Annotated in this window: 9 protein-coding genes; 3 read left to right on the top strand and 6 right to left on the bottom strand. The window is 67.8% G+C overall.

All coding sequences use genetic code 11. The annotated features are described in order from the left end of the window. Positions 1-309 precede the first annotated feature (309 nt). The 6 genes from ndk to AAHA49_RS17490 form a co-directional block, all read right to left on the bottom strand. On the bottom strand, positions 310-726 hold the full coding sequence (ndk, locus tag AAHA49_RS17515; protein ID WP_342039147.1) for a nucleoside-diphosphate kinase: 417 nt from the start codon (positions 724-726) through the stop codon (positions 310-312). 120 nt (positions 727-846) lie between these two features. Beyond that, positions 847-1,221 (bottom strand): DUF4233 domain-containing protein, encoded by a 375-nt coding sequence (locus AAHA49_RS17510; protein ID WP_342039146.1) that lies wholly within the window; start codon positions 1,219-1,221, stop codon positions 847-849. Further along, entirely contained in the window at positions 1,218-2,588 is a 1,371-nt protein-coding gene (locus AAHA49_RS17505; RefSeq protein WP_342039145.1) for a bifunctional folylpolyglutamate synthase/dihydrofolate synthase, read from the bottom strand. The genes AAHA49_RS17510 and AAHA49_RS17505 overlap by 4 nt, the downstream gene beginning before the upstream one ends. Continuing rightward, entirely contained in the window at positions 2,585-5,866 is a 3,282-nt protein-coding gene (ileS, locus tag AAHA49_RS17500; RefSeq protein WP_342039144.1) for an isoleucine--tRNA ligase, read from the bottom strand. The genes AAHA49_RS17505 and ileS overlap by 4 nt, the downstream gene beginning before the upstream one ends. Positions 5,867-6,240: 374 nt before the next feature. Next, positions 6,241-6,996, bottom strand: coding sequence for an SDR family oxidoreductase (locus AAHA49_RS17495; protein WP_009375402.1), 756 nt, complete (start codon positions 6,994-6,996; stop codon positions 6,241-6,243). Positions 6,997-7,087: 91 nt separating this feature from the next. After that, the gene (locus AAHA49_RS17490) at positions 7,088-8,179 is read right to left on the bottom strand and encodes an acyltransferase (protein ID WP_009375400.1); all 1,092 of its coding nucleotides are present in this window, start codon (positions 8,177-8,179) and stop codon (positions 7,088-7,090) included. A gap of 129 nt (positions 8,180-8,308) precedes the next feature. On the opposite strand from AAHA49_RS17490, the gene valS reads away from it, so the two are divergent. The 3 genes from valS (at position 8,309) to AAHA49_RS17475 (ending at position 12,621) form a co-directional block, all read left to right on the top strand. Continuing rightward, on the top strand, positions 8,309-10,954 hold the full coding sequence (gene valS / locus AAHA49_RS17485; protein WP_342039143.1) for a valine--tRNA ligase: 2,646 nt from the start codon (positions 8,309-8,311) through the stop codon (positions 10,952-10,954). 192 nt (positions 10,955-11,146) lie between these two features. Further along, on the top strand, positions 11,147-11,836 hold the full coding sequence (locus tag AAHA49_RS17480; RefSeq protein WP_063249770.1) for an AIM24 family protein: 690 nt from the start codon (positions 11,147-11,149) through the stop codon (positions 11,834-11,836). 443 nt (positions 11,837-12,279) lie between these two features. Continuing rightward, on the top strand, positions 12,280-12,621 hold the full coding sequence (locus AAHA49_RS17475) for an SRPBCC domain-containing protein (RefSeq protein WP_342039142.1): 342 nt from the start codon (positions 12,280-12,282) through the stop codon (positions 12,619-12,621). Positions 12,622-12,681: the final 60 nt, after the last annotated feature.

The raw sequence follows: 12,681 nt of genomic DNA, 5'->3' as shown, positions 1-12,681 counted from the left end.
GTCTCGTCCTACCCGTGCAGAGGTAGGACGAGCCGCTTGAGGTGAGGGTTGGCCGCTCGTGCCCGGTTGCGGTTGCTGGTTTGGTCGGCTGGGTGCGCCGGCCAGAGGTGGTGAATGTGCGAATACCCCACGAGACGAGTTGTCCCGTGGGGTATTCGCAGCCCAGCATCGCCGAGGTGGACGACCGCACCCAGCATTACCGACGAGTGATGGTCGCCGAGGTGGGCGACTGCATCCAGCATCACCGACGCTCGAGCATCCCCGAGGTGGGGTTCAGCTCCGAGCGGTGCCGAGCTGAGGTGTCCGTGCTCAGAGGTCGGGGTACCAGATCCCGATCTCACGTTCGGCCGACTCTGCCGAGTCCGAACCGTGGACGAGGTTCTTCTGCACCTTCTCGCCCCAGTCGCGTCCGAGGTCGCCGCGGATCGTGCCGGGAGCGGCCGCCGTGGGATCGGTGGCGCCGGCCAGTGACCGGAAGCCGGGGATGACTCCCTGACCGGAGGCGACGATCGAGACGATCGGGCCCTCCGACATGAAGTCGACGAGCGGCTGGTAGAACGGCTTGCCCTCGTGCTCGGCGTAGTGGGCAGCGAGCTCCTCGCCGGTGGCCGTGCGCATGCTCAGCGCATCGATCGAGTAGCCCTTGGCTTCGATGCGGGAGAGGATCTGTCCCACGAGCCCGCGAGCGACTCCGTCGGGTTTGATGAGGATGAGCGTGCGTTCCATTCCGGTCCTTCCGGTCGAAGAGATCAACGTTGGCAAGTCTACTAGCGCAGAATCGGTGCCCGACGCAGGATCTGTGTCCGACTCAGTATTGCCCGCCCGACGCAGTTCCCCGCGCCCAGCTCAGCCCTGCGCTGCGCGTTCGACGACCTCACGGTCGATGCGCGCCGACCAGTAGACCGAGACCGCGAACATGGCGACGAAGATCGCTGCGACGAAGAACATCGCCGGGATGATGAAGCCGGTGGCGACGAGGAGGACCTGGACGAACCAGCCGATGGCCACCCCGGGACGTCGCTGACCGATCTGCCGAGGCAGGAGGACGACGGCGACGATCGCGACCACGGCGATGACCGAGGCACCGATGAGCAGCTGGGGCAGGGTGAGCGTGCCGTTCGTCTTCACCGTGAGACCGAACGCGGTCAGCGCGGCGAAGTAGACGACGACGAGTTCGCAGATGAGGATCGACCCGGCGAGCACGGGATACTTCGACTTCATTCCCCCTCCTCCCGACCGAGGAGCACACGCGCCTCGGCGACGGTGTAGAGCGAGCCGGTGACGATGACACCCGGGCGCTCGGCGGCAGAGGCTTCGACGAGGTCGAAGGCCTTCATCAGAGCCGCATTGAGGTCGGGCGCTGTGAGCACCGCGTCCTCGTCGACCCATTCGCGGGCCGCCGCGGCGAGCGTGTCGACCTCCAGCGCCCGATCGCTCACCGGTGCGGTGACGACGAAGGCATCCGCCGAACGGTGAAGGGCCTCGAGGACGCCGTGGACGTCCTTGTCGGCGAGCATGCCGAGGACGATGACGGTGTAGTCGAAGTCGAACGCCTCGGCGATCGTATCGGCGAGCACCCGGGCGGCATCCGGGTTGTGCGCCCCGTCGACGAGGACGGCCGGTCCCGTGCGCACGAGTTCGGCGCGCCCGGGCGAGGTGACATGGGACAGCCCTTCGGCCACGGTGTCGCGGTCGAGGGGTTTGTCCTCATCGCCGAGGAAGGTCTCCGCGGCGACGAGGGCGACCGCGGCGTTGTGCGCCTGGTGCTCACCGTGCAGCGGGAGGAAGAGGTCGCTGTAGACGTCGCGCAGACCCTGGACGGAGATGAGCTGACCGTCGACGGCCCGCTGCCGCTCGAGGAGCCGGAAGTTCCGGTCCTCGACGAGCGTGGGCACGCTGCGTGCGGCGACTTCGGCGTCGAGGACCGTGAGCGCCTCGTCCTCCTGCAGGGCGATGACCGCGGTCGGTTCGGGGGCCGGGCTCGGGTCGATCGAGCGGTTGAGGATGCCGGCCTTCGTCGCGGCGATCTCGGCGAGGGTGTCGCCGAGGAAGGCCTGGTGGTCCATGCCGATGCGGGTGAACACGCACACCTGGGCGTCGGCGACGTTCGTCGAGTCCCATTCCCCGCCCATGCCCACCTCGGCGACGACGACGTCGACGGGAGCGTCGGCGAAGATCGCGAAGGCGAGGATCGTGAGCACCTCGAAGTACGTCAGGCGCTCCCGACCCGCCTCGGCGAGTTCCGCGTCGACGATGTCGAGGTAGGGGGCGATCTCATCGAAGATCCGCACGAAGTCCTCATCGGGGACCGGCGCGCCGTCGACGGAGACCCGTTCGGTGACCGAGTGCAGGTGCGGGCTCGTGAAGCGGCCCACCCGCAGGTCGTGGGCGGTGAGGATCGCATCGATCATCCGCGCCGTCGAGGTCTTGCCGTTGGTGCCGGTGACGGTGATGACGGGCGCTGCCCGGTGGATGTCGCCGAGGAGTTCGACGGCTCGCTTCGTCGCATCGAGGCGGACCTCGATCTGCGTCTCCCCCGCCCTGGTGAGCAGGGCCGCGTACACGCGGGTCAATGCCTCCGAGCTCATGCCCTCACCACCGCGATCCGGGTTCCCTTGGGAAGCTCTTCGGGGGCGAAGACCTCGGCTGTGCCGTCGAGCGAGGCGAAGTCGAGTCCCGTCGCCAGGGTCTCGGTGCTGATGAGGTCCCGGTGCGCCTGCAGCGCCGCGGTGACCGCATCCTCGGCTTCGACGACGACGGTGATCCGGTCGGCGACGTTGAGGTCGAGCTGCTTGCGGATGCCCTGGATCGCGCGCACCGTGTCCCGGGCGACCCCTTCGGCCTCGAGTTCCGGGGTGACCCGGGTGTCGAGGGCGAGGAAGCCGGAGTCGAGGGCGGCGAGCTCCATGCCCTCGGAACCGGATTCGGCGACGGACTCCAGCGTGTATTCGCCGTCGACGAGCTCGACGCCGCCGCTGGTGACGACTCCGTCCTCGCTCACCGACCAGTCACCGGACTTCGAGCCCTTGATGGCCGCCTGCACCTGCTTGCCCAGGCGGGGACCTGCGGCACGGGCGTTGACGACGAGGTTCTGCGACAGCGAGAACCCGGCGGCCTCCGCCTCGGCGAGGTCGAGCGATTCGACGGTGCGGACGTTGAGCTCATCGGCGATGATGTCGGTGAACTCCGGCCCCAGGTGCTCGCCGCTGGCGACGACGAGGCGGTTTAGCGGCAGGCGCACGCGCAGCCGGTTGGCTTTGCGCACCGAGGAGGCCGTCGAGCTGATGTCGCGGGTGAGGTCCATCGCGGCGACGAGCTCGGGATCGGCCGGGAACGCCTCGGCGTCCGGGTAGTCCTCGAGGTGGACCGACCGGTGACCGGTGAGCCCGCGGTAGATCTCCTCGGCCGTGAACGGCAGCAGCGGGGCTGCTACCCGGCAGAAGGCCTCGAGGCACGTGTAGAGCACGTCGAAGGTCTCGTGCGTCTCTGCACTGCCCGACCAGAAGCGGCGCCGAGAGCGGCGCACGTACCAGTTGGTGAGCATGTCGAGGTAGCTGCGGACGATCTCGCAGGCAGCCCAGACGTCGAAGTCGTCCATGGCCGCAGCGAAGTCGGCGATGAGGTCGTGGGTCTTCGCGAGCAGGTAGCGGTCGAGGACCTGGGAGGACTCAAAGCGCTTCTGCGCGCGGTAGCCGGAACGGTCGCCGGCTTCGTCGACCCCGGCCGCAGGATCCGCGGTATTGGAGTACGTGGCGAAGAACTGCCACGTGTTCCACAGCGGCAGCACGACCTGGCGCACGGCGTCGCGGATGCCCTGTTCGGTGACGACGAGGTTGCCGCCGCGCAGGATCGACGACGCCATGAGGAACCAGCGCATCGCATCCGAGCCGTCACGGTCGAAGACCTCGTTGACGTCGGGGTAGTTGCGCAGGGACTTGGACATCTTCTGCCCGTCGGAGCCGAGCACGATGCCGTGGGAGATGACGTTGCGGAACGCCGGGCGGTCGAAGATCGCGGTGGCAAGCACGTGGAGGAGGTAGAACCAGCCGCGGGTCTGGCCGATGTACTCGACGATGAAGTCCGCCGGGAAATGGTTGTCGAACCATTCGGCGTTCTCGAACGGGTAGTGGACCTGGGCGTAGCTCATCGAGCCCGAGTCGAACCACACATCGAAGATCTCCGGGATCCGGCGCATCGTCGACCTGCCCGTCGGGTCGTCCGGGTTGGGACGGGTGAGGTCGTCGACCCACGGACGGTGGAGGTCGACCTCGCCCTTGTCGTTGACCGGGAGGCGGCCGAAGTCGGCTTCGATCTCCGCGAGCGAACCGTAGACATCCGTGCGCGGGTACGTGGGGTCATCGGAGATCCAGACGGGGATCGGCGAACCCCAGAACCGGTTGCGCGAGATCGACCAGTCGCGGGCGTTCTCGAGCCACTTGCCGAACTGGCCGTACTTGACGTTCTCCGGCACCCAGTTGATCTGCTCGTTGAGTTCGACCATCCGGTCCTTGAACTCGGTGACGCGGACGAACCACGAGGAGACCGCGCGGTAGATCAGCGGGTTCCGGCAGCGCCAGCAGTGCGGGTAGGAGTGCTCGTAGCTCTCGTGACGCACGAGCAGGGCATGACGGCCCTCGAGCGGACCGGTGTGGTCGCGCAGGTCCCGGATGATGGGCCGGTTCGCGTCGAAGACCTGCTCGCCCTGGTAATCGGGTACGAGCGCATCGAAGAGGCCGGCATCGTCGACGGGACGCACGGCGAGGATGTCGTAGGAGTCGGTGAGCTCCTTGTCCTCCTCACCGAAGGCCGGTGCCTGGTGGACGATTCCGGTGCCGTCCTCGGTGGTGACGAAGTCGGCGGAGAGGATCGTGTGCATCCTCTGCCCGTACTCGTCCTGGCGTCCCTCGAAGTAAGGGAACGGCGGTTCGTACTCGCGGCCGACGAGCTCGCCGGCGGGGAAGGTGCGCAGGATCTCCGGGTTCTCCCCCAGTTCACGGGCGTAGGCACTCAGGCGCGCCTCGGCGAGGATGAGGGTCTTGCGCTGGAGTTCGGGCGCACCGTCGGGGCCGGGGACGACGGCGACGAGCGGGATCTCCGGGTTGACGGCTACGGCCTGGTTCGAGGGCACCGTCCACGGGGTGGTCGTCCAGATGAGGACCCATTCGTCCGCGCCGACGAGCTTGTACCCGATCGTCACCGCCGGGTCCTGACGCATCTTGTAGACGTCGTCGTCCATCCGCAGCTCGTGGCTCGAGAGCGGGGTCTGGTCCTTCCAGCAGTAGGGCAGGACGCGGTAGCCCTCGTAGACGAGGCCCTTGTCCCAGAGCTGCTTGAACGCCCAGATGACGCTCTCCATGTAGTTGACGTCGAGCGTCTTGTAGTCGTTGTCGAAGTCGACCCAGCGTCCCTGGCGGGTGACGTACTCCTCCCACTCCTTCGTATAGCGCAGCACGGAGGCGCGGCACGCGTCGTTGAAGGCGGCGAGTCCCATCCGGCCGATCTCGGACTTGTCGGTGATGCCGAGCTGGCGTTCGGCCTCGAGCTCGGCGGGCAGGCCGTGGGTGTCCCAGCCGAACCGGCGGTCGACCTTCTTGCCCCGCATCGTCTGGAACCGCGGCACGACGTCCTTGACGTATCCGGTGAGGAGGTGACCGTAGTGGGGCAGGCCGTTGGCGAAGGGAGGGCCGTCGTAGAAGACGAACTCGTTCGAGCCGTTCTCGCCCGGGTCGCGCTCGTCGATCGAGGCCTGGAAGGTGTCGTCCTGCTTCCAGTACTCGAGCACGGCGCGCTCGATCTCCGGGAAGTTCGGGGAGGCGCTGAGGCCGAAGGCGGAGGTCGAGACCTTGGGGTAGAGCGGTTGCGTCATGAGCGTCCTTGTGCGTAGCAGCGGTCACGTGCCGCGAGGACGACATCACTGCCGCGGTACCACCCCGCTTATCCGTTCGCACCGCGGGGCGGCGGCGAGCGGATCGCTCATCGGCGGACGATGACGGGTCCAACCGTCCGGGTCTAATGGGCGAGGCCGACCGCCGAGGCGGTCGGAGTCGCTGTTCTTCCGGATGCTCCCCGGTGATGGCCGGATCATCGCTGTCCCGATTCTATACCCTGTCCGCAGCCCCGGACCACCCGCCGGGTGCCGGGCGGCGCCGGGTGCCGTGCGGCGCCGGGCACGCGGCGGGCGGTGCGGACTGCGCTGCGGGCAGCGCGGAGACGGCGTTGTGGGCGGTGTGCTCTCCCTTCTCAGAGCCCCTTGTTACGGGCGACCTTGTGCTGGGCTGCCTGGGCGATGGGGCGGATGACCATGAGGTCGACGTTGAAGTGGTGCGGTCGGGTGAGCGTCCACGTCACGGCGTCGGCAACGTCTTCGGCCGTGAGCGGGTTCTCGACCCCTTCGTAGACCTTGCCTGCGCGTTCGGCGTCTCCCCCGACGCGTTTGAGCGTGAATTCGTCGGTGGCGACCATGCCCGGGGCGATCTCGATGACGCGCACCGGCTCACCGGCGAGTTCGAGGCGCAGGGTCGCGGCGATCGAGTGCGTGCCGTGCTTGGCGGCGACGTACCCTCCGCCGCCCTCATAGGCCTGATGGCCCGCGGTCGAGGACATGACGACGATGTCGCCGCGGCCCGATGAGATGAGAGCGGGCAGGAACGCCTTGACGACGCGGAGGACGCCGAGGACGTTGATGTCGAACATGTCCCGCCACCCCTCGACGGAGGCCTCGGCGACGGTGTCGGTGCCGTACGCGGCTCCGGCGTTGGCGACGAGGGCGTGGACAGGGCCGCCGGCGAGCACCTCGGCGGCCATCGCGGCCACGGCTGCGTCGTCGGTGAGGTCGGCGACGATCGCGGTCGCCCCGGTCTCCTCGGCCAGGGCGGAGAGCCTGTCCTCGCGTCTGGCCACGGCGACGACGTCCCAACCCTGTTCCCGCAGGTCACGCACGGTGGCCGCGCCGATGCCCGAGCTCGCTCCTGTGACCACTGCCCGCAGTGCGCTCATCTCTTCCCACTCCTCTGTGCTCGCTGACTGACTGTGGGGCCAGTCTACGAGTCGTGACGGGGGCGGGGCTGGGACGATCCGGTGTGCGGGACTAGGCCGAGCGCCTCGGCGGTGGTGAGGGGTTGCGGGGACCGCCTTCGCCGAAGACGGCACGGACTCCGGGGATCTTCACCGCCACCCATGTGATCGCGACGCAGATGACGGTGTAGACGACGGGCATGACGAAGGCGTGGACGAGGACGCCGGGCACGGTCGTCGGCAGGCCGATCTCGTTGCGCAGGGGATAGAGGACGAGGGGGTGGAGGAGGAAGACGCCGAAGGAGTACGGGTAGAACCAGTGGAGGAACCGGAAGCCCGTGCGCATGTAGTGGTGGAGGAGGAGGTAGGCGGCCAGGGAGGCGATGACGACGCCCGGGGACAGGTATTCGTACGGGTAGAGCCACGGCTTCTCGCCGGGTCCGAAACCCGCCCACAGTGCCGTCGTCGCCGTCGCCGCGACGAAGGCGACCCAGGCCCAGACGACGCCGCGGGTGGAGAGCACGACGTCGCGGAGCACCCAACCGAGGATGTAGAAGCCGGCCATCGGGAGGAAGCGGGTGGCGATGTTCGCCTCCCCGACGGAGAAGATCATCGACACGAACTGGTCGACCATGCCGATGCCGAGGAAGATCAGCCCCGTCCCCCATTGGAGGCGCCGCGAGCCGTGGACGCTGAGCAGCCTGAAGAAAGGGGTGAGAAGGGTGAGCCCGGCGAGGACGTAGAGGAAGTAGAGCTGGACGAAGGGCGAACCGGAGAGGATGGCGAGGAACGCGTTCCAGTCCGAATCGGGCGGCAGCAGGTAGAAGCGTCGGAAGGCGACGTAGACGACCGTCCAGAACACGAGCGGGATGCCGATGCGCCACACGCGTTTGGAGAGGAACTTCCGCGGCTCGGTGCCGCGACGGGGGTCGAGGGCCAGGGCGCCGGAGATCATGATGAACACGGGCACCGACCAGCGGCACGCGGAGTCGATGACGTTCGCGACCCACCAGTCGGGGCCCTGTGCGGCGAAGTTCTCCTCGACGACAGTGCCGAGGGAGTGGATGGCGACGACCGCGACGATGGCGAAGGCGCGGGCCGGATTCATCCAGCCCGTCGAGGTGGGCGGCGGATTCTCTGTTCCGATCTTGTCCAAGGTCGCCATGTCCCCATCGTCTCATCTCCGGACCTGCTCCTGCCGCGGGGCTGGGCCGCTCCGCATGCCGGTGAGGCGCGCGTGCGAGGTCCGGGACCGGTTTGGCGAGTCGGGGTGCGAGTGAGAAAATCGACAACTATGAACTCACCTGCCTACGAAGACTCGACGCACGAGTCAGTCAGCCTGCCGGACAAGCCGGCCCTCGAAGGACTTCGCGACAAATGGGATGCCGCCTGGAGCGAGTCCGACGTCTACGCGTTCGACGTCGACACCGACCGTGAGCAGGTCTACTCGATCGACACTCCCCCGCCGACGGCGTCGGGATCCCTCCACGTCGGCCACGTCTTCTCCTACACCCAGACCGACATCATCGCCCGCTTCCAGCGGATGCAGGGCAAGAACGTCTTCTATCCGCTCGGCTGGGACGACAACGGCCTGCCGACCGAACGGCGTGTGCAGAACTACTACGGGGTCACCTGCGATCCCTCCCAGCCCTACGATGCCGACTTCGAACCGCCGGCGAAGCCGGCGAAGAACTCCCGGGACTTCGTGCGCGTGTCCCGGCGGAACTTCATCGAACTCTGCGAGCAGCTCTCGGCTGAGGACGAGAAGGTCTTCGAGGACCTCTTCCGCTCCACCGGCCTGTCCGTGGACTGGAAGTACACGTACCGGACGATCGACGACACCTCCCGTGCTGTGAGCCAGCGGGCGTTCCTCGCCGACCTCGCCGGTGGGCATGCGTATTCGCAGGATGCCCCGACGATGTGGGACGTCACCTTCGGCACCGCCGTGGCCCAGGCCGAACTCGAGGACCGGGAGAAGGAGGGCGCCTACCACAAGGTGAGGTTCTTCCCGCAGGGCACTGACGGTCTCGCTGACACCTCGGCCGACCCGATCATCATCCTCACCTCGCGGCCCGAGCTCATCCCCGCTGTCGTCGCCCTCGTGGCCCACCCCGACGACGAGCGCTACCAGCCGCACTTCGGCACGACCTTCGTCTCTCCCCTCTTCGGCGTCGAGGTCGAGGTCAGGGCGCACGAGCTCGCGAAGTCCGACAAGGGCACAGGCATCGCCATGGTCTGCACCTTCGGCGACCTCACCGACGTCACGTGGTGGCGGGAGCTCGACCTGCCCACCCGCGCCGTCGTCAACCGCGCCGGACGGCTCAGCCTCGAGGTGCCCGAGTGGATCGCCGCCTCCCCGAAGCCCGACGCCGTGGCCAACTACGAGCAGCTCGCGGGCAAGACGACGTTCACCGCCCGCAAGGACATCGCGGAGATGCTCAGGGACAGCGGCGACCTCGTCGGGGAGATCGAAGCGATCACCCATCCGGTGCCGTTCTACGAGAAGGGCGACAAGCCGCTCGAGGTCGTCACCTCCCGCCAGTGGTACATCCGCAACGGCGGGCGTTCGGCCGAGCTGCGCAACGAGCTCATCGCCCGCGGGCGGGAGATCGACTGGCACCCCGCGTTCATGCGCTCGCGCTACGAGAACTGGGTGGAGAACCTCAACGGCGACTGGCTCGTGTCCCGGCAGCGCTACTTCGGCGTGCCCATCCCCCTGTGGTACCGCCTCGACGAGGCCGGTGAACCCGACTACGAGAACCCGATCGTTCCCGAGTCGCTGCCGGTCGATCCCATCGCCGAGGTGCCCGCGGGCTTCACCGAGGACCAGCGCGACCAGCCGGGCGGGTTCTCCGCCGACCCCGATGTCCTCGACACGTGGGCGACGTCGTCGCTGACCCCGCAGCTGCTGGGCAAGTGGAGCCGGGACGAGAAGTTCTTCGAGACCGTCTTCCCGTTCGACCTGCGCCCGCAGGCCCATGACATCATCCGCACGTGGCTGTTCTCGACGATCGTGCGCGCGAACTCTCTCAACGACGCGGCGCCGTGGAGGCACGCCGGCCTCTCGGGCTGGATCCTCGACCCCGACCGGAAGAAGATGTCGAAGTCGAAGGGCAACGTCGTCGTCCCCTCCGACATCCTCGCCGAGGCGAAGCCGGGGTTCGGCCCCGACGCGGTGCGCTACTGGGCGGCGAGTGCGAAGCTCGGCGCCGACACGGCCTATGACGTCTCGCAGATGCAGATCGGCAGGCGGCTGGCGATGAAGCTGCTCAACGCCTCGAAGTTCGCTCTCGCCCAGGGTGTCCACGCCGGACTCGTCGGACAGGTCGGTTCGGTCACCCATGACCTCGATCGGGCGCTGCTCGTGCGCCTCGGCGAGGTCACGGCGAGTGCCACCGAGCACATGGCCGCGTACGACTACGCCCACGCCCTGCGCGAGGTCGAGAGCTTCTTCTGGGAGTTCACCGACGACTACGTCGAACTCGTCAAGGACCGCTCGTACGGTGCGGGCACCGAGGAGGATCAGCTCTCCGCCCACGTGACGCTGGCCACGGCCCTCGACGTGCTGCTGCGGCTGTTCGCGCCGATCATGCCCTTCGTCACCGAAGAGGTGTGGTCGTGGTGGCGGACCGGGTCGGTCCACCGTGCGCCGTGGCCGGGCAGGGAGCAGCTCATCGATCCGATGGGCTCGGTCGATCCGGCCCTGCTCACCTCGGTGGCGGCTGTGCTCAGCGAGATCCGGCGGGCGAAGACCGAGGCGAAGGTCTCGCAGAAGACTCCGGTGCTCAGCCTCTCGATCGAGGCTCCGGCCCAGATCACCGGGGCCGTCGCCTCGGCGGAGGGCGACCTCAAGGCCGCCGGACGGGTGCAGACGCTCACGACCGACGTCGGCGGGGACGCGATCACCATCTCGGCGATCGAGTTCGAACCGCAGGCCTGAGGGCCGACGCCAGGACGCAGGGCGGAATCGGGGACCATCCCGGTTCCGCCCTGCGTCGTGTTCGCACCGAATTCACCCGTGTTCCAGAATCACCACATCATTCGCCCGCTCACCGGCGCGGAATCCCTCTACGATTGAGACGACGAAGGAAGGGGCACTGGGTCCCTCCTGGTGAGAAAGGCATGACAGACGATGAGAAGTGAGCTCTTTGCCCAGCGCAACGCCGAGGTGCAGAACCGCGACCGTTGGACCCTGCAGTCGAGCAAGATGCTGCGGACCGTGATCACGCCGGACGCGCCGATGATCGCCACGAAGGGCGCCATGGTCGCCTACCAGGGCGACGTCCGCTTCTCCCACCAGGGATCGAAGTCGGTCGGCCAGTTCATGAAGAAGGCCGCGACCGGTGAGGGCGGCAACGTCATGCGCGTCGAAGGCAACGGCGAGGTCTTCTTCGCCCGCGAGGCCTCGAATATCTTCATGATGGCCCTTGAGGGCCAGCAGGATGCGCTCACCGTCAACACTGCCAACCTCCTCGCCTTCGACGATGCTCTCGCGTGGGAGATCAAGCGGATCAAGGGCGGCGTCGGCGCGCTCGCCAGCGGATCGGGCCTGTTCAACCTCGAACTCAGCGGCACCGGCACGGCCGCGATCTGCTGCAAGGGCGACCCGATGGTCCTCGACGCCTCCCAGCAGCCGACCTTCGTCGACCCGCAGTCGGCCGTGTGCTGGTCCTCCTCGCTCGCCCCGCAGATCAAGACCGACGTCAGCCTCGGATCGTTCTTCGGCCGCGGTTCCGGCGAGTCGATCCAGCTCGCCTTCCATGGCCCGGGCTTCGTCGTCGTCCAGCCGGCAGAGAACGCGGTCTACACGCCCCAGGCCTGAGCGCACGGTCGCTTCACCCCACCGCGGGGCCGCGGGCACCGTCGCCCGCGGCCGCGCGGTCACCATCAGCACTCCCCTCGAACCCGGCGCGCTCCCCACCGCGCCCGTCTCCCCACGCCGCGCCGCGCCGAAACCTCCGGCCGTCGAATCGACCCCCGTGCCGACAATTCATACCTATAGCCGCCAATCATCCCCGCAGTCGCATAACGCCTCGGCAGCTCAGCACGTCAGAGCCTTAACGGCAGACCCTACGTGTGCCAGGGTTGTTTTTGCGGCCGCGCGTGTGGGGTACGATCTCGGACTGACGTTGCCAGCGGCCACGACCGGCGTTGCGCGCCGCCACCGACCGATGCTTCGCATGTCGCCCACGCCGAGTGGCGCGTCGCATGTCGCCCACGCCGCGCGGCGCGTCGCCCAGATTCACGACTTCTTGGAGGCCAGCGATGACCGACGAACGCACGATCGACGTCGATCAGTTCCTCACCCATCCGCCCCGCACAGTGTGGCGGGCACTCACCGAACCCGAGATCCTCGCGATGTGGTGGGCGCTCGGCGACGTCGCGCCCGTCGTCGGGCACGCCTTCACCCTCGATATGGGCGGCTTCGGCCAGCAGCCGTGCACCGTCACCCGAGTCGAACCTGAGACCCTCTTCGCTCATACGTTCGCCGAGGGCAGTCTTGACTCGACGCTCACCTGGACACTCCACCCCGAAGGCACGGGCACCCGTCTGCACCTCGCTCATTCAGGCCTCGACGTCGATACCCTGCGTGTCAGGGTGAGTTGAGTCCAGTGGTTCACAGCAAGTCCGCCTGACGCAGGGCGAGATTCAGGATCGATCACCATG

Source organism: Brevibacterium ammoniilyticum, assembly GCF_038429965.1.
Classification (GTDB): domain Bacteria; phylum Actinomycetota; class Actinomycetes; order Actinomycetales; family Brevibacteriaceae; genus Brevibacterium; species Brevibacterium ammoniilyticum.
The sequence above is the reverse complement of the archived record's forward strand: the minus strand, read 5'-3'. Positions and strand labels throughout refer to the sequence as shown.

Excerpts from the sequence above, each read along its gene's own strand:
- AAHA49_RS17495 (WP_009375402.1), bottom strand. The coding sequence starts at position 6,996 with ATGAGCGCACTGCGGGCAGTGGTCACAGGAGCGAGCTCGGGCATCGGC.
- valS (WP_342039143.1), top strand. The coding sequence starts at position 8,309 with ATGAACTCACCTGCCTACGAAGACTCGACGCACGAGTCAGTCAGCCTG.
- AAHA49_RS17510 (WP_342039146.1), bottom strand. The coding sequence starts at position 1,221 with ATGAAGTCGAAGTATCCCGTGCTCGCCGGGTCGATCCTCATCTGCGAA.
- ndk (WP_342039147.1), bottom strand. The coding sequence starts at position 726 with ATGGAACGCACGCTCATCCTCATCAAACCCGACGGAGTCGCTCGCGGG.
- AAHA49_RS17490 (WP_009375400.1), bottom strand. The coding sequence starts at position 8,179 with ATGGCGACCTTGGACAAGATCGGAACAGAGAATCCGCCGCCCACCTCG.
- AAHA49_RS17505 (WP_342039145.1), bottom strand. The coding sequence starts at position 2,588 with ATGAGCTCGGAGGCATTGACCCGCGTGTACGCGGCCCTGCTCACCAGG.
- AAHA49_RS17480 (WP_063249770.1), top strand. The coding sequence starts at position 11,147 with ATGAGAAGTGAGCTCTTTGCCCAGCGCAACGCCGAGGTGCAGAACCGC.
- ileS (WP_342039144.1), bottom strand. The coding sequence starts at position 5,866 with ATGACGCAACCGCTCTACCCCAAGGTCTCGACCTCCGCCTTCGGCCTC.
- AAHA49_RS17475 (WP_342039142.1), top strand. The coding sequence starts at position 12,280 with ATGACCGACGAACGCACGATCGACGTCGATCAGTTCCTCACCCATCCG.